The 20,636-nt window shown below is 39.8% G+C and carries 14 protein-coding genes; 4 read left to right on the top strand and 10 right to left on the bottom strand.

The features are described from left to right. Window positions 1-54 precede the first annotated feature (54 nt). Together BUA60_RS07050 and gap are read left to right on the top strand one after the other, a co-directional pair. A complete protein-coding gene (locus BUA60_RS07050; RefSeq protein ID WP_072861060.1) occupies window positions 55-936 on the top strand; it encodes a PhzF family phenazine biosynthesis protein in 882 nt (293 codons plus the stop codon). A 395-nt stretch (window positions 937-1,331) separates the two neighbouring features. Further along, a complete protein-coding gene (gene gap, locus BUA60_RS07045; protein WP_072861059.1) occupies window positions 1,332-2,321 on the top strand; it encodes a type I glyceraldehyde-3-phosphate dehydrogenase in 990 nt (329 codons plus the stop codon). Window positions 2,322-2,959: 638 nt separating this feature from the next. On the opposite strand, the gene BUA60_RS07040 is transcribed toward gap, so the two are convergent. The 8 genes from BUA60_RS07040 to BUA60_RS07005 all read right to left on the bottom strand — a co-directional run bounded on the left by BUA60_RS07040 (window position 2,960) and on the right by BUA60_RS07005 (window position 11,732). Continuing rightward, window positions 2,960-6,547 (bottom strand): ShlB/FhaC/HecB family hemolysin secretion/activation protein, encoded by a 3,588-nt coding sequence (locus BUA60_RS07040; RefSeq protein WP_143153140.1) that lies wholly within the window; start codon window positions 6,545-6,547, stop codon window positions 2,960-2,962. Between the two features lie 123 nt (window positions 6,548-6,670). Then, a complete protein-coding gene (locus BUA60_RS07035) occupies window positions 6,671-7,156 on the bottom strand; it encodes a YHS domain-containing (seleno)protein (protein ID WP_072861057.1) in 486 nt (161 codons plus the stop codon). 184 nt (window positions 7,157-7,340) lie between these two features. After that, the gene (locus BUA60_RS07030; RefSeq protein WP_072861056.1) at window positions 7,341-7,754 is read right to left on the bottom strand and encodes a nuclear transport factor 2 family protein; all 414 of its coding nucleotides are present in this window, start codon (window positions 7,752-7,754) and stop codon (window positions 7,341-7,343) included. 130 nt (window positions 7,755-7,884) lie between these two features. After that, window positions 7,885-8,451 carry an RNA polymerase sigma factor gene (locus BUA60_RS07025; protein ID WP_072861055.1) on the bottom strand — a complete coding sequence of 189 codons (567 nt, stop codon included), beginning with the start codon at window positions 8,449-8,451 and terminating at the stop codon, window positions 7,885-7,887. Between the two features lie 31 nt (window positions 8,452-8,482). Further along, window positions 8,483-8,827: an N-acetyltransferase gene (locus BUA60_RS07020; RefSeq protein WP_072861054.1), complete on the bottom strand. Its 345-nt coding sequence runs from the start codon at window positions 8,825-8,827 to the stop codon at window positions 8,483-8,485. Between the two features lie 149 nt (window positions 8,828-8,976). Beyond that, the gene (locus BUA60_RS07015) at window positions 8,977-9,846 is read right to left on the bottom strand and encodes a sulfite exporter TauE/SafE family protein (RefSeq protein ID WP_072861053.1); all 870 of its coding nucleotides are present in this window, start codon (window positions 9,844-9,846) and stop codon (window positions 8,977-8,979) included. A gap of 114 nt (window positions 9,847-9,960) precedes the next feature. Then, entirely contained in the window at window positions 9,961-10,689 is a 729-nt protein-coding gene (locus BUA60_RS07010) for a cysteine hydrolase family protein (protein WP_072861052.1), read from the bottom strand. A 401-nt stretch (window positions 10,690-11,090) separates the two neighbouring features. Continuing rightward, on the bottom strand, window positions 11,091-11,732 hold the full coding sequence (locus tag BUA60_RS07005; RefSeq protein WP_072861051.1) for a peroxiredoxin: 642 nt from the start codon (window positions 11,730-11,732) through the stop codon (window positions 11,091-11,093). A 20-nt stretch (window positions 11,733-11,752) separates the two neighbouring features. On the opposite strand from BUA60_RS07005, the gene BUA60_RS07000 reads away from it, so the two are divergent. Further along, window positions 11,753-12,577 carry a LytR/AlgR family response regulator transcription factor gene (locus tag BUA60_RS07000; RefSeq protein ID WP_084532519.1) on the top strand — a complete coding sequence of 275 codons (825 nt, stop codon included), beginning with the start codon at window positions 11,753-11,755 and terminating at the stop codon, window positions 12,575-12,577. On the opposite strand, the gene BUA60_RS06995 is transcribed toward BUA60_RS07000, so the two are convergent. Both BUA60_RS06995 and BUA60_RS06990 read right to left on the bottom strand, forming a co-directional pair. Further along, entirely contained in the window at window positions 12,569-13,615 is a 1,047-nt protein-coding gene (locus tag BUA60_RS06995; RefSeq protein WP_072861050.1) for a response regulator, read from the bottom strand. The two genes, BUA60_RS07000 and BUA60_RS06995, sit on opposite strands and share 9 nt — an antisense overlap. Further along, window positions 13,605-19,382 (bottom strand): ATP-binding protein, encoded by a 5,778-nt coding sequence (locus BUA60_RS06990; protein WP_072861049.1) that lies wholly within the window; start codon window positions 19,380-19,382, stop codon window positions 13,605-13,607. Before BUA60_RS06990 ends, BUA60_RS06995 begins: the two co-directional genes overlap by 11 nt. A 410-nt stretch (window positions 19,383-19,792) precedes the next feature. Between BUA60_RS06990 and BUA60_RS06985 the strand changes: the two genes are divergently transcribed. After that, a complete protein-coding gene (locus BUA60_RS06985; RefSeq protein ID WP_072861048.1) occupies window positions 19,793-20,575 on the top strand; it encodes a helix-turn-helix domain-containing protein in 783 nt (260 codons plus the stop codon). The last annotated feature ends 61 nt before the right edge of the window (window positions 20,576-20,636 follow it).

Raw genomic sequence — 20,636 nt, 5'->3', positions numbered from 1 at the left:
TACGTCTTTTTCCAAATAGTAACGTCCGACTTATATAACATAAAAAAAATAAAAATGGATAGTTCAAAAAAAACAGTTACCGTACAAATCCTTAACGCTTTTGCAGAAAACGGAAAAGGTGGAAACCCAGCAGGTGTTGTCCTAAACGCAGATGCTTTGTCCAATGAAAACAAGCTTGAGATTGCCAAAAAAGTAGGTTTGTCAGAAACCGCTTTTGTTTCAAAATCTAAAACTGAAGATTTTAAATTGGACTTCTTTACACCAAATAAACAAATAGCACATTGTGGACACGCTACGGTAGCCACATTTTCATATTTAAAACAAATAGGTTCTCTAAAAAATGACAGTTCTTCAAAAGAAACCATTGATGGAAAACGGCAAATAGAAATAATTGGGGATTTGGCATTTATGGAACAATTGGCTCCAAAATATACAGACGTAAGTCATAAGGAAACTTTAATTCTAAAATCCTTGGGATTAAAAAAGACCGACCTTATATCCAATGCTCCCATACAAATAGTAAATACGGGAAATTCATTTATACTAGTTCCTATTAAAAACAATGAAATTCTGAAAAATTTAACCCCTGATTTTGAATTGATAAGCCTAATTAGTGATGAATTCGATTTAATTGGGTATTACGTGTTTTCTACCAATACGGAGTATGACGCTACTACTAGGATGTTTGGTCCACGTTATGGAATACTGGAAGAATCGGGAACAGGCATGGCAGCTGGACCACTCGGATGTTATCTATTTGACATTTTGGACATTAAGCAAAAAAAATTTCAAATTCAACAAGGAAAATATATGAAAGAACCTTCACCAAGTTTGATTATCGTCGAATTGCGAATTGAAAATGAAGAAATAAAAAGTTTAATGGCCGGTGGGAAAGGAATACTCAACAGGCAAATGGAAATAGAAATAGATAAATGAAAGCCTTTAGATTTAGCCTGTCACCCCTTGGTGAAATTGCAAGAGCACCAATGTGGCGCTAGATAAATCCGGGCTCTTAGGAAAAAGGTAGAGGTTAAAAGACCTTTCCGAAACTCATAGGCATTATAGTTTCTCTTGGCTTATCCTTGTAGGACAATCGCAAACATATAGGGAAGCTAGACCTGAACATAGAAATAATGGGGTTGATAGCCTCCTGAACTTTATCGGACTTTGGGTACACAGAGGTGATCTAATTTTTATTAGAGGCCAAGGCGGTGTCCTTGAATTGTCTGCAGAACATGGTATAAAGAATATATCCGAAAATAATCACCGTGACACAGTGCTACAGCCAACATGCAAAAAAGAATTGAATTAAGAACTAAATAAATATAAAAATGAAAAAAGTAGCTATTAACGGGATGGGCCGAATTGGCAGGGCCTCCCTCAAAGTAATCTTGGACTCAAAAGATTTGGACCTAGTGGCAGTAAACGACATTCTACCTATAGAAAACCTTGCCTATCTGCTCAGATATGATTCCACCTATGGCCCTTACCATAAAGATGTTTCGTTTTCTGAAAATTCCTTAATAGTGGATGGTCAAAAGATTCACTATTACAGTGAAAGAAATCCTAAGGACCTTCCGTGGAAGGAAAATGATATTGATGTAGTTATCGAAAGTACTGGTGTTTTCACTCAATCTGAAGATGCTGCATTGCATTTGCAAGCCGGAGCCAGGACCGTTGTAATTTCTGCACCTACCAAAAGCCAAGATGCTCCCACCGTCGTGCACGGTGTAAATTTTTCAGTGGGGAAAACCCACATTTATTCATGTGCCAGCTGTACCACAAACAACATCAGTCCTATTGTTGAATTACTGGGGCGTACCGTGGGCATCCAAAAGGCCATAATGACAACCATTCATGCCTATACGGCCTCTCAAAGTCTTATGGACAATGCATCACCAAAAAATCTCCGGATGGGAAGAGCTGCGTCTGATAACTTGGTACCCACCAGTACGGGGGCAGCCATTGCCACTACCAAGGCGCTTCCAGAATTTGTTGGCAAGTTTGATGGGGTTGCAGTACGGGTTCCTGTAAAGGTAGGTTCCATATCAGATATGACCTTCGTTACAAAACGCCCAGTGACCACTAATGAAATTAATGAAATACTGGAATTGGAATCCAACGGAGAGCGTTACAAAGAAGTACTTTCAACTACCCGGGAAGCTTTGGTATCATCCGATATCATCGGTAGTCCCTATGCGGCTATAGTGGACCTTAATATGACCAGGGTCGTGGATGGTGACCTTTTAAAGGTTATGGCGTGGTATGACAATGAATGGGGATTTACCCATCAAATGATTCGATTGATCGAGAATTTATAGAAAACATCCATTATTGGTTCGAAACAAACATGACTTTAAGGGTAGATAATAATTGCTTCTAAAACATTTAACCAAGCCTTTAGAACAATTTTATGTTATAAGTTTAAGCTACAGTAGGGTTAATAGTTACGACCCCAAAAAATTGCAAACCATGATAGAACTAGAAGTTACTCCTACCTATATATAAAAATCCTTGGATAAACAATCCAATGGAGCCAAAGGTGAAGTGCCCAGTTCCAGTGAGCTTAATAGAAATTTATAGGAAACCTCTGTTGCAAAAGAATATGGGTTTGCAATAGGGGCTTACTCTATATGTTTTTCACTCATTCTTACCAAGGCTTGCAATTTCGTGGTACCAATGTAACTGGAGTTCCAAAAATAGTAATCAATAAGGGAAAGTTTACAATTCCCGGATAAACCTCTCGCATCCGATCACATAAGAGAAAATCATTTATATACATATGAAATATACCGCACTAGCCCAGCTAACTCAAAGTCTATATGTTAGAAACAGTGTTATAGTATAGTTCCTAAAAATTATCATTATGGGATAAATCATACCAATTGCAAAAAGACAATTAGCGCCGAGTATATCCCTTCATTAGCCCACTTTGGTTGATAGCTATAAGAATATTTCACTAGAAAGGCACGGATAGACCCACCACCAATCGCCCTCCCTCGATGGAATTAAAATAAGCAATATTCCCGGTCAAAAACCCCATCAGGTTAATATATGCTCCCCCTCCGGAGGAAGTATGCCAATGGTTCGAGCGTTCCTTAGGGTGCCAAACCCTCCCATAATCAAAGCCGCCATATAGGGTAATAGCAGTAGGCAAAATACCTTGGTTTAATTGTCCAATGGCAATACGTAGATCCGTAGTTTGGTAAATTGCACTTTTCCCGGCAAAGCGTTGCTGCCGGAAACCCCTCAACCCTTCAAAGCCTCCCAGGGTGGCTGCCTGATAAAAAGCAAAATGATCGTTACCTATAAGTTGCCCTTTTAATTTGGTGGCCAATACCCAACGGCCGTTTATGTCCAACTTATTAGTAATCTGTAACTCAGGTATTAGATAACTATACCCTAACTTAGTGTCCGGATTCACCGTAAAACCTACTGTAATCCCATAACCTAATCCTAATCGGGGTTGCAGGGCGCTATCAAAATTTTCATAGTAGTAATTCGCTGCTGCCCCAAAGAAATGGTTTCCTCCAAATAGTTCTTCGGAAATGGTTCCGTTAGAGATAAAACGCCTTGGAGAACGTTCTACTTTATAATAGTCGTAGATGGCTGACAAGGATAGTTTACTGTTTTTGAATCCTTGCCGTATTAGTTTAGGTTCTAGATGAACGCGTCGAATTCTGACCTGATTATATTCCACTCCTAATTGTTCCTCAGGATTTATGGATTGATTGCCAAAACCAAAGAAATTTAGAATATGATTGGGGCTGGAGTAGCCAGCGTCGATTCCAAAATTTAGTTTTGGTAGAACCTCGGTAAATTCACCCGAATAGTCCAAGGCAGCCCCAGATGTTCCCGAAAAATAGCGTGTGCTAAACTTATGATGAGAGGTAAAGGGTTCTCTGTACAAGGACCGATATGTGGCACTGTACTGAAAGCCAAGGGTTAACTTATTATCCCTTTCATAGGCAAGTATGGGGCTTGTAAATCCAATTGTACGTGGATGTTTTTTGAAATGATAGGTATTTAGGTCATAACGATCTGAAAGTTTCCGTCTCACGGATCCTTGTATGCTATTGGGTTCGGAAAGATAGTCGTATATACGTAACCCTCGTTTATTTGTTGCCTTATAAGAATCCTGACCATTGCCTCCAATAATCCGGACCATTATGTTGCCTTTACCAGATCCTGATATTTCAAACAGATCCTCCCCTTCTAGACCATAAACCCAGATTTCACGGGTCACTTTTGGATCATAGGTCTGCTGCCAAAAGGGTTGCCGTCCTTTTTCGTCTTTACTATTGCCCTTTATAAACACCGAACCGTCCGCATTACGCACAATGGCAAAGGTGTCGTTACCTTTTGTTCCGGTAATGAGAACATTTCGGGAGAGGTTATTATAAAGTTCTACGGCTAGTGACTCTACTTTTTCAATTCGCATCTTCAAAGTCAGCTTCACCTTTTCTGCTCTGGTCTCGTCCACTTCTTTTGGCAGTTGGTCAAATGCTCTTGATATTACCGTATCGGTCAAATGTTGTTTAATAAATAAGGCTTCCCTTAGCCAATCCTCCAGATTGTGAGCGTCCAATACAGCCAGATCCAAGTCGTCTCCAGCATCGTTGAACCACTTTATGTGCTTATAGTCCGAACCGTATTTTTGCATGAAACGAAGTGGAGGGGCAAGAAGGGTCAATGTCCTTAAAACTATCCCTTCAAAGTTGGAATAGGCCTGATCCCTATCACGCGGAATAGGACGATAGTAATCCAATCCATCGGCTTTTCTATAGCGGGCCCACCGCCATTGATCTGCATGCCGATCCCAGTCCCCTATTAAATTATCAAATATACGGTTCCGAATGTACAGTGATTTGTCAATGGTCACCCGATTCCGACTTTTGAGTTTTTTTAACAACTTAAAACTACTTATGATTTCATCGCTATATCCAAGCTTCTCCACATCTCCATGTCCATCCGAAAGATGTTCTTCAAAATAATATAACTTATTCCCAAAATCTTCATTAAACTTGCCCAATGCTGGCTGACTTGGAACGAAATAAAGGGATGGGGAAGGGTGTAGTATGGCCAAGGCGTCCGATAACTCCGCAATGGTTAAAACCCCATATGGGTTAGCGGTGGTCCAATATTCTTGAAGCATCCGGAGCAAATAGGTTTCCTGGTATTCCGGACTCAGGTAATGTGTCTTATAGATAAAGTGTTGAACAAAACGTAAGGCGTTCTTTTCCAATGACCTTAGGGTATATTGCCGTTCTTGTTTATCCATTAAACGGAGGGACTGGGTTTGGTGTCCTCCTCCTTTTCGTATAACCTTCAACCCTCCCTTCAAGGTATCTAGATTAACTGCCCTTACGCCTATTGAAGTAATATAATCCTGCATATAGTTGCTGCCAAACATGGTTCTATTAATGGTATTATCGACCAAGGGTTTATGTGCGTATATCGATGTCCTTACAAGGGAATCCGAAAAGATCTCGGTTGTTAGATTCTGTTGTTCATACCCTGATTGAATTTCCTGTTTGTATACAGGTTTGGCAAAGCCATTGTCTTTGGCGAAAAATTCTGCCCATACAGTTCCGTTGCCATATACTGAAACACGTAGAAATCCAGGAGAGGCCAGAGCAAAATCTTCATCTGAATTTGACCTACGTACCTTCGTGACCCTACTAGCAGATCCACTCACAAACATTGGGGATTGATCCATAAACTGTACCTGAAGGCTTTGTTCATGGGCCGCAACGAAAATTACGTTAGGCCATTGTTTGGCTATGGTGCCCACGCGTTCCCTAAAATATCGGTAATCAGGGTCATTGAGACTGTTGGGGTTAAGCCCAAATCCCCTAGGACTCCCATTTGGCCCTAAACTGACCAATGGGTGGTGCATGCCAACAATCAGGGTTTTTCCCTGACTTTTGACTATTTCATCTTCTATTTCAATGTAAAAATCCTCTCGTGATTGGATTTCACATCCGGAATTTATTCCTGGCATTGTATCCCAACTCATCATGGCCCAATACGAATCGATCAACAATAAATCAACCTTCGTGTTCACCTTCCGCTTCTCAATGGGGCACCCATGACGGGGCAGGAATATTTCTTTGCTTGATAATTCTTGCTCTAGCTCTTGCTGAAGGTGCTTAAATCCATTCAATCCAAAACTCCACTCTGAAACTCCTGGGAGATAGTGCACACTGAAACCTTTCTTAAACAAGCCTTTAGTTTGGTTTAAGATTTTACCAGTAGGTATACCTATATTCACACCGTGTTTATTCAGACGACGATTATTAAGTGGAACACTGTTTCCCAAAAATATAACTGTACCTGGACTATGCTCCGCGTTTTTGTAAAGCCCTCCAATTACCTCATCCAATTGTTTTGGATCCCCTATTCCCGAGTTTCCCAGAAAATAAAAATCATGTCGGAGGTCTGCATCCAAAGTGGAATTTATAGACTTCATCCCTTGGCTGAAGACCTCACCTTCAGCCAACAAAACAAACATTGAGATTAAAAGCAAATTGATTTTTCGAAACATGGGCTTGGTATTTAAATAGGATCTTTGATTGCATGTAAAAGCCGCTTTACTGGATTTGATCGGAGAGAGGAGATGTGATGTCAGTTGAAGCGGCTCTTGTAGTATTTTATGACTTAATAATCATCAAGGAGTAAAAGTTTTGAACTTTGCCATATTTTCCCAGTTCTTGTTGGCTTGTGCAATGTGCTTCTCCTTGCCTTCTTTTTCCCAAACCTTAACAAAGTCCCCTTCTACATTAATGGTAAACAGATATAGCTTTCCATCAATAACGCGAAAACTTTTGGGTTCTGGGCGGAATTTTCCTCCTAAAGAAACTGCAAACGCACACCAGCCCCCATATTGTGGTTTGTATTTGGCTGGATTTGCCTTAAACTTTTCCAATTGCTGTTTATTAATAAAGTAATAGGTAAGCCCATCATAGGTGGCCTTGTACTCTTTCTTTCCCAATTGCGCCTTACCATCTTCAATATAGGATACCGAGCTGTAGCCATTAAGTGCAATCATGCTGTCATCGGTGCTGTAACTGTGTGACTGAGCCATGAGTGAACCTATCCCAAGGATCAGTGAACAGGTTAAGGTTAATAGCCACTTGTAATTCGTTGCATTCATAATATTTGTTTTTAAAATTTGTAATTAATATTTATAGATTAGTTTCAAAATTAGCCTGATGGAAGATGGGGTATTTTAGTAATCTTTGCAGGATGTCTGAAAATTGCTATTCCCGTACAGGTACGAAACTTCTACAAGAGTCCCGCCTTAATTTGGAACATGCTATTTCCATTAGGTCTATATCCTACAAATGGCGATCGTTTTCCTGTATAGGTAAATCATTAATACTTGCGTATCGCTTACGCATCAGTCCATTTTCATTGAATTCCCAATTCTCATTGCCATAAGCCCTAAACCATTGGCCGGATTTATTTCGATACTCATACTCAAACCGCACGGCAATTCTATTATCGGAATGTGCCCAATATTCCTTTTTTAACTGGTAGTCAAGTTCATTTTGCCATTTATCCTTCAGGAATTTCTGAATTTCGACACGACCTGTAATGAATTGTGAACGGTTTCGCCATTCGCTATCTACCGTATAGGCTAAGGAAACTGCAATGGGATCTTGACTGTTCCAAGCATCTTCTGCCAGTTTTATTTTAATTTTGGCCGATTCCTCTGTAAAGGGAGGTATAGGCAATTTTTGGTCACTCATAATTCTGTATTTTTTGTTCAGTATTTTCCCGATATTTATACATATACTGCCTATATAAGTCTAGGCAGGCTATGCCCATACGGCATAAGATCAATTGTATGTCTAGCCAAAAATGTTTCATGGAATTGATTTAAGCAACATCATACCAATTACTATTGAGGTAAAGTCTCATCTTCTTACGTGCACGGCTCAATGCTACCCAACTATTTAACTTGCTTATATCCAATGCACTACATATTTCCTCGGTGCTGCACCCTTTAATTTTCATGCTAAGAACTTTTCGTTCCTGTTTGCACAATAGCTCAAGGCCAGAATTTAGCACCGTATCCAACTCACTCGCATAAATAAATTTCATTACATCATTGTCATCCCGGCTGTTGGATGGGCTTTTTAGGTCCCACCAGGTCGGGTAATCGGAAAGACGTATGGCGGTTTGCCAAAGTTTACCTTGTTGAGTGTTGGCCTTACGATAATGGTCCGTGATCTTGTTGTTCAAAATTGCGGTAAGCCAAACACGTTCACTAGAGTGCCCTCTAAAACGTGGTGCGGCCTTTAAGGCTGCCAGAAAAGTATCTTGTACAATATCCTCAACCAAGTCACTCGGAAGTTTACGGCGAGCCATTGTGGAAAGATAATCCTTGTGTCGAACGGACCACATTTGAGGTTCCAATCGATTTGAATTTGTTATTGCTTCCATATTATTAGTTATTAATTTTTTATTGTTTATTTTAAGCCACTGGCTTGGTATGGCGGTTTGATGGGCCGTCATAAGCCACCAATTTTTGGTAACGGGAGTTTTTTTTGAGATATTTTTTTACCTCTAGGTCTATTGGAACGACCTTGAAATCTGCTTGATATACATATTCCAACACCCGTTCGATCAGAGCGCTGCCAACCTCAACCTGGTTGAGATATTTGGATATTTCAAGTCTGGTTAAAACTATTTTACTCTTCTCTTTCATGTAGTATTCAAGTGAAGCCAGTTGGCCATTTAAGTGGAACTGAAAATAGTTTTTGCCGGCATCAGTCTTGAACACTAATGGTAAGCGATTTATATTGCTATCTGAAAACATAATTTCATGGTTTTTAGGAAAGAAAATACCTTCCTGATTTGAAATATTTTATAAAATCTCCCGAATGAAACGGTTACAATATTTATTATAAAAATCATGAATTTATGACTGGTATTTTTTTTGGTAATTGCCTGATTTTATTAAAATTGCTATATCTTGGTATGTACGAGTTGAACCCCGAGCATCAACAAGCCTATCAGCATAAACAAAACAGACAACCCTAATCTTAGATAGGTTTCTGGAAGCACTTTTTGTAATCGAGGACCCAATTGCCCACCTATGAGAACACCTGGTATTGTAAATAATATGACGCCTGTAATTTCTGATAAAACGCCTATTGGAGCGTGAAAAAAGAATTGATAAAAATGACCTGTGGAAGCAATCAATACAGTCAATACTACTGTAAATACTGCTGTTGCCACTGCTATTGGTGTTGGAATATTGCAACGCGTAACTAGATGATAGTCTATTAATTCACCCAATCCCACTGAGATAAATCCAACAAATATTCCTCCAAGGAACCCAAAGAATCTGGCCGTAGGTTTATTACAATAGGTATATTGGAATTTCCGCTGCCAGCGATCAACAAGAAAAGTGCTATTAGTATATCTATCGTCCTTAATTGCCTGATGTGACGAGGAGACATCTTTATAATGTGCCCTTAAGATCTGAATTCCGATATACGCAACCCCTATCCCAAAAATAATCTTAAGAAAACCAGCAGGCACGAGTGGTGAAATTAAGGATCCAATTATAGCTGCCGGTATAGAGTATTTTAATATATCCAGTCCTAATTTGAAATCAATTAATCTACTTCTAAAATAAGCTATAACCCCAGAGGTGAAGCCAAACAATTCCGTCAAAAGTGCCGTTCCTATTGCAACTTGAGCTTCTAAGCCCAGAACAAACATAAATAGAGGTGAAAAAAACAGTGCTCCTCCAACACCTGATGCCATGGCAGTAGTTGATACAGCTATAGAAACAGGAAAAAGATACCACAAATCGCAATTAAATTCCATATTTTATCTTTTAAAAGAAGGGAGGTATAATTAAAATTACCTCCCTTCCAAACCAAACTAATCAACACCAATAAGATGTTATCGTAAAAATGTGTCCACCCAAAAATTCTTTTACTATTCCTCTGAGAGAATCTTTCGAGATTCCAGCACTATTTCTAATAGACTCGTCGTATAAACCTCGCTTGCCATCATCACAAAATTGGTTTGGGCCGCTTGGTCACCATCAAGATTTGGAAGCTTGGCAGAACCTGTGGCATCACCAACTACTGCCACTTCGAATCCACATTCCAAAAGTTCTCTCATGTGAGATTCTACACATAGATTGCCGGACATTCCTGCAAGTATTATCTTGTCTATCTTTTGTTTGCGTAATTGCAGAACTAAATCGTTGTTTTCAGGTCCAAATACCTTATGTGGACTTACAACGGTGACCCTTTCTTTATCATTTATATAAGGCTTATATCTTTCTAGCCAATCTGCACCCGAGTCCTCAAAGCCTTCAACGTTTAACTGATCTCCCCTATCGAACATTTTTATATGGTGCATCAACTTTTCCAGGGTACCCTCAAACTGCCATCCATGGTCGTGTTCATAGTAATAATGCGGAGAGACAAAAACATGTATTCCATTTTCTGCTGCCAGTCGAAACAAGGTTTCAATATTTTCTATTGTATTATTTTCAGTTACACTTTCTCCAACAGCACCCCATGCAACGCCATTTGTGCTCAAAAAGTCATTTTGAGGATCCACAATTACGAAAGCCGTATGTCGGTCTATTTCAAATCCCGATATTGGTAACTGTGCTGATTTTTTTCCTTGATTTGCTTTTTCGGTAGAATTCATAATAGTTCCTTTTTATATAAATGTTTAGTTTTTGTTTATTGATATTGTAAAATTCCCATAACTATGAGTCCCATATTTTTTCTTATTTGCCATAATGTTTCCAATTTGCTTATTATATGTTTAGCATTTACAAATAGAAGTGGCTAGGCCAATTGAGGAAGTTAAATTCAATTGGGCATAAAGGAAAATTAAATACTGGTATTGAAGGAGTTATATTTTTTTAGAAGATTATGACCTGATTTTAATGGAATGCAATAGACGTCTTTTTATCGGGTTGTTGTCAGGAATTAATTGCAGTATAGGCTATCGCCACATGACGACCTTGCATTATTAGTGATTTGGATGGGTAATGAATAAATAGAAGTAATGTGGCCCTAAATAATGCGGATTGAAATGGAAAATTATTTTTCCACGGAGGGATCCTCTGAAAATTTAAGATATGGAACGCCCTGGATTTTGTATTTTGGATAGGTAGAATGAACTGTATTTGACGTTATTTTTGGATCCATCAATATATCCTCCTTAGGCTTCCAATTTGCAGGGGTTAGTACTTGGTGTTCGGCGTGTAATTGAAGGGCATCGACAGCACGCAAAATTTCATCGAAATTTCTACCTATAGCCATGGGATAGGTAAGTTGAAGTTGTATGTCTTTATGTGGACCAATTATAAAAACGGAACGAACTGTATGTTTACTGGAGACGCCTTCATGAATCATTCCATATAGCTTAGCAATTGTCCCGTCCTCATCTGCAATGATCGGGAAACGGACAGATACATTCATGGAATTTTCAATATCCTCTTTCCAACCCAGGTGGGAATCCAAGCTGTCCACACTTAAAGCTATGGCTTTCACATCCCGTTTGGAAAATTCCATTTCCAATTGCGCTACCACCCCTAGTTCAGTTGTACATACAGGTGTATAGTCCTCTGGATGGGAAAACAGTAAACCCCATGAATCTCCAAGCCATCGGTGGAAACAAATCTCCCCTTCCGTTGTTACAGCCTCGAAATCCGGTGCTAAACTACCTATACCCAAAAGCATCTGTAAACATTTGATTATGAATGCAAAATAAAGATATTTATGTTAAAATCTATATATTTAGGCGTTTAATTGTAATTTCAAATGCAATGACCGTTCAAATTCGAGCAATTTTAGTAGATGATGAACAAAGGCATCATGATATATTGGGAAAGATGTTGGTAACGTTTTGTCCCAATGTAAGTTTGATCGGTCATGCCTTTTCTATTAACGAAGCTGTTTCCCTAATCAAGGTGGAGAAGCCAGAGCTAGTCTTTCTGGACATAGAAATGCCTGATGGGAACGGATTTACTCTTTTTGATTATTTTGAAGAACCTCCCTTTGAGGTAATCTTCACTACAGCACATGATCTATATGCGATTAACGCTATTAAATATGCAGCTTTGGATTATCTCTTAAAGCCAATAAACATCCAAGAATTGAAACAATCGGTGGAACGTGCCGGTAAAATATTGGCCAAACAGGCTCCTTCCCGTGAAGGTGAATACCAAGTACTCAAGGATAATATGCGTATACAGGATAGAAAATTCACTAAAATCGCTCTGCGCTCATCTGAGGGGATCGATTTCGTGGAAGCCAATCAATTACTACATGTAGAGGCCAATCACGTTTATTCTAATTTCTATCTTGTTAACGGCAAGAAGATAATGGTCTCAAAACCTTTGGGAGACTTTGAACCATTGTTGGAATCTTGTAATTTTTTCAGGGTACATAAATCACATATGGTGAATCTGGATCATATCAAAAAATATGTCAAGGGTAAAGGTGGTTACCTGATCTTAACAGATGGGTCACATGTGGACGTATCGATTAGAAAAAAAGAGGAACTTCTCAAAAGATTAATGTAGATCATTGGGCAACGATAGTTTTACTACAGTGCCTGCGGGCTCCTCTCCGTTCCATAAATCTGTCACTGAAACACTGAATTCATCACCTCCAAATTCCATCTTCAATAGCTCTAGCCGCGCTTCAATATTTGACATGGCAACGGATCTATGATGTTGTCCTTTGATTGTTGAAGCCTTTGTCCTTCCTATTCCATTGTCCTGAATTGTACAGCAGATCAAGTTCTTGGTTTCGACAATTTCTAGAATGAGGTGACCAGGTTTGGTCGATTTGCGCAACCCGTGAATGATGGCATTTTCCAGATAAGGCTGGATAAGCATGGGTGGAATCATTAAATTTTCCGGGGTAGTAACCTTTATTCGGACCTCATAGGTAAATATATGATTAAACCGAGCTTTTTCAAGTTTTAAATAGGTATTCAAAAACTGAATTTCATTTGACAGCGTAATATGCGAGACCATGGAGTTTTCTAGATTTTGCCGCATTAGACCGGCAAATTCGGAGAGAAAGTCCAGCACCTTTTCTGTTTCGTTTGCCAAGACGAATTCCTGAATGGAGGAAAGTGAATTGAAAATAAAATGAGGATTCATTTGGGAAGATAACATTTTCATACGCGCTCTTAGGGCCTCCTGTCGTCGACTATTTATTTCGTTTTGATGGAACCGCGATGCAGATATCACCGATCTTACCCGAGCCTTTAGTATCTCATGATATATTGGTTTTCTGATATAGTCGTTCGCCCCTAAATCGAAACATTTGGAAAGCGTTTCATCGCCTTCTTCCGCGCTAATAATAATTACTGGAAGTGTCTTGTATTTGGGGTTTGTTCTAATCTGCCTCAATAACTCATAGCCATTAAGCCCTGGAAGGTTAACATCCAGGAGCACCAGGTCAAATTGTTGGCTGGAAAGCCGCTGGAAGAGGAACTGCCCCTTAGGGATAAAGGAAATATTATACCCAGCGTCTGCCAGAACGTGATTGACCTGTTCCAGAACCTGGCGATTGTCGTCCACAATAAGAATAGAGGCACTATCTTGCATCTAAAGCATTAGTTAAAAATTCCTGTAGTGCCAAATCATCACCCGTGTAAATGGCATCCTCCAATTCACTATACACATTTGGTGGTAGAATATCACTCAAAGTACCTGCTACCGCTACCAACTTTTCGGTTTCGAAAATTGGCAGGCTTCTTATGGTCTCGAGGGCACTGATTTTCTGCTCCAATAGTTTTTCGTTCAGCACCTCTACCCTATTTGAAGGCTGTCCAGTTTCTGGCAGGTAACGTTTAAGTAGTTCTACCAATTGCCCCAATTTGATAGGCTTGGTAAGGTATGCCGAAAAACCTGCCTTAAGTGCCGCATCTTGATGTTCTTTGAAGGCATCAGCGGACAATCCTATTATTGGTACCTTAGGATTAAACCTACGTATTTTTACCAACGTTTCAAATCCGTCTATCTTAGGCATATGGATATCCATAAAAATAATATCCGGATTAAAGCGTCTTGCAATAGAAATGCCCTCCTTCCCGTTACTTGCCACAAGGATTTCCGATCCCAGTTCGGCAAAAAGCGCACGAATCATCTCTTGATTCAAGGAATGGTCCTCTACCACCAAAATCTTTCTGCTTAAAGGCACCCGGTAATTGGCAAACAATATTTCAGGATACTCAGCTTGGCAGGAGGAAGCTAAGTCATAAGGGATACGTATGGTAAAGCAAGTTCCCTTTCCCTCCTCACTTTCCACACTTAAACTCCCTTTTAGTATTTCAATCAAGCTCTTGGTTATGGCCAGTCCAAGACCGGTCCCTCCATATTTTCTATCTGTTCCTGCATCGGCTTGGGTAAAAGGCTCAAAAATCCTTTCCAAATCCGAGGAAGGGATGCCAATCCCCTGATCTGAAACCTTAAATACCAAAAAACCCTCTTCAACATGCAGGTTAAGCCTCACACATTTTGTGGGAGGGGTGAATTTAATGGCATTACCAATAATGTTCATCAAGATTTGTTTGATTTTGCTCCTATCCGAGTTTATATAACGTGGGGTACCCGGAGCCAGGTCGTAAACCACTTTCACTTCCTTGGCTTTGGCAAGACTATTCTGAATACGGTAAACAGACATGAACAATTGCCTAAGATCCATATCCTCGAGAGAGATTGCCATTTTACCTGCCTCTATCTTGGACAGATCCAGAATATCCTGGATTATTTCGGAAAGTGATTCAGCACTTTGATAAATATTACTTAGGTAACGACGAAAGGAATACGTTAAATCAAGGGATTTACTCTGGTTAGCCAAAATTTGTGCAAATCCTACTATGGCATTGAGAGGGGTTCGTATTTCATGGCTCATATTCGCAAGGAACTGTGATTTTGCCCTATTGGCATTGTCCGCATCGTCCTTGGCAAAAATAAGGTCTCGCTCAGCTTCCTTCCTCATCTCTATTTCATGTCGTAGATGCTGCGTACGTTCCTTAATCTTCCCTTCAAGAGCCTGGTTGAGTTTTGCCAATTCTTTTTGGGAAGTAGCCAACTCCTGGTTTAATTTTATGGCTTGTTCATACAAAATGGAATTGGCAATCGAGATGGCCGCTTGGGAGGCTATTACCCTCAACACTTCCAGTCCTCCTTCGGTAAACATCCCTGTCATTTGGCTATTGGAAATATATAACACTCCAATTAGGTCGTTCTGCTTAATTAGAGGTAATAGTAATAAGGAACCCTTTGTATTGGCCCCAGAAAATTCCGAGCTAATATAGTACTCAGCTAGATCGTCTATACACAATTCCTTTTTGCTTAAAATCACATGTTCGATCAAACTAATTGGCAAAGATGTAGATCTACTTAATCTACAAGCCGAAAATGATTCATTGGAAGTATCGGCCAAATCAATCATAGCAGCTACAATGGGTTCGGAATCATTAAGCAAAACCAATGCGCCCTTATCTGCCCCTGCATTCTCCATTACAACCTGTAAAAGGTATTGAACAAGTTCGTCCTGATTAACTTGTGCGGAAATCGCCTGAGTAGCTTTTATTAGGCTTTGGAAATCAAAGCCAAGTGCCTGACTGCTATAAATTTCCGAAGTCAAGTGAGGAAGTTTCTCATCTTCCATGTTCTCGAGTTTCACCCCCCACGATGCAAATACCCCAACAGCTTCATTCTTCAGAGCCTTCTTAAAAAATCCAAAGCGTTCCGTGGGCAAAGCCCTTTGCAGGACATCTGTCAATAAAGCCCTTGCAGCTACATGATTACTGTTTTCTGTAAATTTAAGAGCCTCCTCGATCTTTTCGGATAAGTTATGAAAATCTCCCAATTTACATGCCATTATGAGTTCTACCATCCGATACTCTGCCCAAAAATTATCGGGTGAGGTTTCTGCCCAATTCTTTAGGTATTGCTGCCTAGATGCAACGCGGTCCAAGACCTTTTCATCGGGACTTTCCATTAACATTAGTTCACAAACTGACTGCAGGATGCGGTATCTAAAAAACTGTGGTTCTGAGGTAGCGTATTGCAAAATAGCCCCATGTTTTTCATAATATTGGTCCGCCTTTTCATAGTTTCCCCTTAAACAATACACCCACCCCACAAGTACATGGTAACTTGCCAATGAGGCTTGGCAATTGCATTCTTCCATATATAGTAATGCCTTTTTCTTGTCCTGGGCATAAAGTTTTGAACTGTACCCTCCCAGCATAAGTCCTATGGTCTTTAGCAAACATACCTGGGCAGTAAAACCTTTATGGGAATTTAGTCCCAATGTGTCCCGGGATTCATCACACAAACTAAGAAATCCATTGATTTCTGCACCATACAACAATTGGTTCCGAATTTTAGCATACATTAGATTGTTTGCTCCTTGAGCATCACCCCGTTCAATACAATACGCTGTTCCTTCATCCAACTCCTTCTCCAGTACCTTGAACGTTTCCCGGAAGGGACTCATTGAAATTTGGTATACGGACAATGTTCGTGTATAAAACTTATGAGAGACAGTGGCACTCAACATTTTCAACCCCAAATCACCCAATTCCAAACCTTTGGCATATGCCCCGTATCTATAACAAAGCAGGGAACCTAAATGAATTAGAGCAAAGGGTGCCGAATCAATTGACCCATACTGAAACATTAAGTTTCCTAGCCTAAGTAGAATCAAAGCATACAAGTCTTGATTGGAGCGATGGGCAGAGGTACACATATTTATAAGAACAACCATGGTATAGCGATGTATTTCAGGAGGGACATTGTCTATATTCCTAAAACCTTGGAGGCACTCGGGTATAACATTCCGAAATTTCTCATACTCCTGGTCAATGATTTCAGAAAGTTCCATGTCGTCATCTGCCTTTCCCAATGGGGCATCCAATACCTGGAGAGCGCATAAACCTTCTTCCGTGTTATCATCGTATCGCGAATAGGCCTCATAGAACTTCATATTCAAAAGATACACCTCGTAACGCTGCTTAATGGACGAAGCAGCTTCCAGGGCACGTTTTGCGTATGCCTTCCCTTCGTCCATGGATTTCATAAGATAATAGGCCTTTGCGAGTCCAAATAGCACCTCAAAGGCCAAGGTGTCCAAATTGAATTTTTCCTGCAATTCCAGCGCAAAATCCAAATACTTTCGCGCCGTTACCGGTGAATTGGAGTCGTTGGCCAATTGCCCGGCTTGCAATATGTAGCCAAGTGTGCGGACGACGGTTTCCCGTTTCAACAGACTGCGGGACTGAAGCAAATGTTCCATACATTGATTCAACACAATGGAATCATCAAATTTTTCCTTTTTTAGATGGTACATGGCCAAGGCGTAGTGCAAAGCTTCATGCGTAATATCAAAACCTGGTATTTTCAGGTTTAAGGCCGCCTGTTGTATTCCTTTATGGTTAAAGGCGTATGAAACATTGCCGCCATCCGTCCTTGAAAGCTGGCCGGCCTCGGTCGATAATTCCAAAAAAAGAACTACGATCGATTCTGGAAAATTACAGACAGAGGCCAACAGAGGAACATCAAACCGACCGTTGTTATAAGCCGCCACCTTTAGTAAAATTTGGGCCTGATAGGATTGCGTAAGTAATTGCTTTGCATATACGGCCACCACGTTTTCTGCCACTTCCTGCCGTTTCACCCTTTCCAAATTGTATTGCCAGCAGTGTCCGACATTATCGTAGGTCAACACGTTGTCATCCTGAAGTGATTGAAGAAAATGTTGAATGTAATACGGATTCCCATTTGTTTTTTTATAAACTACCCTCGCAAGATTACCGATATATCCATTAACTTCGGATAAGGAATCTACCACTATTTGTTGTGTGGCATCTTGGCTCAAAGGCTGCAAACGAATGATCGGAAGGAATTTATTGGCATTTTGTAGTCTACGTTGAAACTGCCTTAAATCGTGATTCTTGGACATACCATCCGGATTGTAGGCAAGTACAAACATTACACGTGATATTGGAGCTAATGCCATATACTCCAACAGTTTTATTGACGAAGGATCACACCAATGAACATCGTCTAAAAAGACGACGCGCTTTAACCCAATACCATCCAAGGTGCGGCAATAACGGGCGAAGCAGTTCATAAAGCGATCCCCTGTTTCCAATGGTCCAAGTTCCTCCGGTGGCGGGATACTTCCTGTAAGTTCCTTTAAGTCGGGTATTAATTCGAACAGGACAGACAAATCTGATTTCAGTCCGGAAATTAAGATATCCCGGATTTCGGAATGACTTCGGCCCGACTTAAGTAAAATTCTTTGCGCAACATTTTGGAAAGCCCGTTGGATGGCACGATATGGTGTGGAGTGGGCCTGATCGAACCCTCCCATTGAAAAAAGTACGTCCTTTTCCGCTATGGTAGATTCAAAGGCTTTGCCCAAACGTGTTTTACCTACACCAGATGAACCCTCCACGAATACCACAGCAGATGCCCCTTCACGCACCTCATAATATTTTTCCAGCAACTTTTGGAGCGCATCTTCCCTTTCAAGAAGTATCTGGGAAACATTAATTACCCCTGGGTTGTAGGTAGTACTCAATTTGGAAATGTTCTTAAATTCTCCTTTACTAAGCCGAAATTGTAGATTAGTCAAATCCTTCAAAATTCCATGCGCAGATTGGTACCGATCGGCTAGTTTTTTTTCCAAAAGCCCCCCAATTATGGAATATATACCTGTATGCTTCCAGGCAGCGTCACCTTCTCCCGCTTGATAAGGTTCCGTTAAGTGCTTATAAAAAACTTCCTGCTTATCACTTGCTTTTATAAAATGCTCTCCTGTAAGCCAATAATGAAGTAGTACCCCCAAACCATAAAAGTCGGCCCGGTGGTCTGGTTTTACATTACTTCGCTTGCTATATTCGGGAGCAAGAAAATGAAAATAATGATCTTGGTATTTAGCTAAATCATTTTTCAAATATTCCTTTTGGAGTAGTGAAAGACCAAGAACAATTAGCTCTCCGTTACGATCGATCATAATACGGTCGTCACTAAGAATGCCAAAACAATATTTGGCTTGGTGAACCGCAAGCATCGCTTTTGTAAGAACTATGGCTCGATTGAGATAATCTATAAATTCGTTTTTCGTTTTAGGAGCATGGGGAAATTTCCTGGCTGGCAAAGGCACATTGTAAATTACCCGTTCGGGACACATAGAAACCAATTCCCTTATCCCTACACTTTTAAAAAAGGAAGTTTTAACTAAGTTATGAATCAATACCGTTTGGATTTCTGCAGCTGTAGTCTCCTCTATCTGACACATGTCCGAAGACAAACTAAATTTAAGGTCTACACCTTTAATCCTGATCGGTTCCATGAGCTATCTATTTGGAATACAATTTACTAATTTCTGTTTAATTGACTGGAACGATAAGAAGCTAAACGGCTACGTTAAGAAGAATGTTAGTAGGCCAACTAGATTTAAGACCTGAAAAAACGACAAATACGAGCATAGAAAACTATCAAAATGACAAAATTCAACCTTTGCCCGCACTTTGGGAAGAAAATCATCTTCACTGGGAAAAAGTGGCTAGGTAAGCGGTAGGGAGCGTATTACTTTTGAATTGTACTATTTGTGGAACCTGCAGGATACACCTTAATAGCACAGGTTAAAACACAAGTCTAAAAAACTAGTGAACAAACCTAAAGACTCATCGAAACGTTTCCAACAAACCGGTACTATGGGACGTTTCAAAAACAATTTGCAAACCGTCAAAAAAAGAAATCATGAAATACGTAAGCCATATCCACCAGGGAATATTAGACAGGAAATCTATCAAAAATCTTGTACACAAATACCCAATTATCCTATTTATAATAAAAGATGGGCAAAAATCAAAGGAAGCATCGGTGTCCGGTGAGAAATACCAATTTATCTATACTTTGCATCCTATGCCCAATTTCAAGCCTAATACTCCTCTAGTGTTGGGTTCGTATAACGGTGTTTTTGGATCGATGACACCTGAAATGGAAACCGAGAATTTCCAACCTTTACCTATTCTGGATAGTCCCTTAAGCAATCAACTTGCCCTCTATCTGGTACAGGAACTACTATTATGTCCAAATGAAGATAAGTCCTATCTGGAAAATATGATTGCTACCATGGCAGACCTATTGGTAAAAAGGTACTATTTGCAGAAAGAGATAAGTTGTAACTTACAAATGGGATTGACGCCTTTTATTATTCAGAAAATACAACATTATGTTATAAAACATATAGATCGTCCAATTCTTACCTCTGAATTAGCTAAAGTGGCCCGATTGAGCATACACCATTTTATAAGAGTGTTCAAAAAAACAACTGGAGAAACTCCCCACCAATTCATAATGAGGCTAAAATTGGAACAAGCAAAAAAACTTCTCATTTCAACAGAAGAAAGTATTATCCAAATAGGAATGGGTGTTGGATGCGATAATCCAAGTCACTTCTCCCAATTATTCAAAACAAATTTTGGCGTACCCCCATTAAAATTTAGAAAAGCCTATCAAATTGGCATGTTATCCGCATGAACTTTTTAATACACTTTTTAAAGATATATCAAATACGACTTACCTCAATTTGATAATAGAA

It is taken from the genome of Arenibacter palladensis (genome assembly GCF_900129275.1).
GTDB lineage: Bacteria > Bacteroidota > Bacteroidia > Flavobacteriales > Flavobacteriaceae > Arenibacter > Arenibacter palladensis.
Note: the sequence above shows the minus strand (reverse complement) of the source record. Positions and strands in the feature narration are given on the sequence as shown.

Excerpts from the sequence above, each read along its gene's own strand:
- BUA60_RS07050 (WP_072861060.1), top strand. The coding sequence starts at position 55 with ATGGATAGTTCAAAAAAAACAGTTACCGTACAAATCCTTAACGCTTTT.
- gap (WP_072861059.1), top strand. The coding sequence starts at position 1,332 with ATGAAAAAAGTAGCTATTAACGGGATGGGCCGAATTGGCAGGGCCTCC.
- BUA60_RS07040 (WP_143153140.1), bottom strand. The coding sequence starts at position 6,547 with ATGTTTCGAAAAATCAATTTGCTTTTAATCTCAATGTTTGTTTTGTTG.
- BUA60_RS07035 (WP_072861057.1), bottom strand. The coding sequence starts at position 7,156 with ATGAATGCAACGAATTACAAGTGGCTATTAACCTTAACCTGTTCACTG.
- BUA60_RS07030 (WP_072861056.1), bottom strand. The coding sequence starts at position 7,754 with ATGAGTGACCAAAAATTGCCTATACCTCCCTTTACAGAGGAATCGGCC.
- BUA60_RS07025 (WP_072861055.1), bottom strand. The coding sequence starts at position 8,451 with ATGGAAGCAATAACAAATTCAAATCGATTGGAACCTCAAATGTGGTCC.
- BUA60_RS07020 (WP_072861054.1), bottom strand. The coding sequence starts at position 8,827 with ATGTTTTCAGATAGCAATATAAATCGCTTACCATTAGTGTTCAAGACT.
- BUA60_RS07015 (WP_072861053.1), bottom strand. The coding sequence starts at position 9,846 with ATGGAATTTAATTGCGATTTGTGGTATCTTTTTCCTGTTTCTATAGCT.
- BUA60_RS07010 (WP_072861052.1), bottom strand. The coding sequence starts at position 10,689 with ATGAATTCTACCGAAAAAGCAAATCAAGGAAAAAAATCAGCACAGTTA.
- BUA60_RS07005 (WP_072861051.1), bottom strand. The coding sequence starts at position 11,732 with ATGCTTTTGGGTATAGGTAGTTTAGCACCGGATTTCGAGGCTGTAACA.
- BUA60_RS07000 (WP_084532519.1), top strand. The coding sequence starts at position 11,753 with ATGCAAAATAAAGATATTTATGTTAAAATCTATATATTTAGGCGTTTA.
- BUA60_RS06995 (WP_072861050.1), bottom strand. The coding sequence starts at position 13,615 with ATGCAAGATAGTGCCTCTATTCTTATTGTGGACGACAATCGCCAGGTT.
- BUA60_RS06990 (WP_072861049.1), bottom strand. The coding sequence starts at position 19,382 with ATGGAACCGATCAGGATTAAAGGTGTAGACCTTAAATTTAGTTTGTCT.
- BUA60_RS06985 (WP_072861048.1), top strand. The coding sequence starts at position 19,793 with ATGAAATACGTAAGCCATATCCACCAGGGAATATTAGACAGGAAATCT.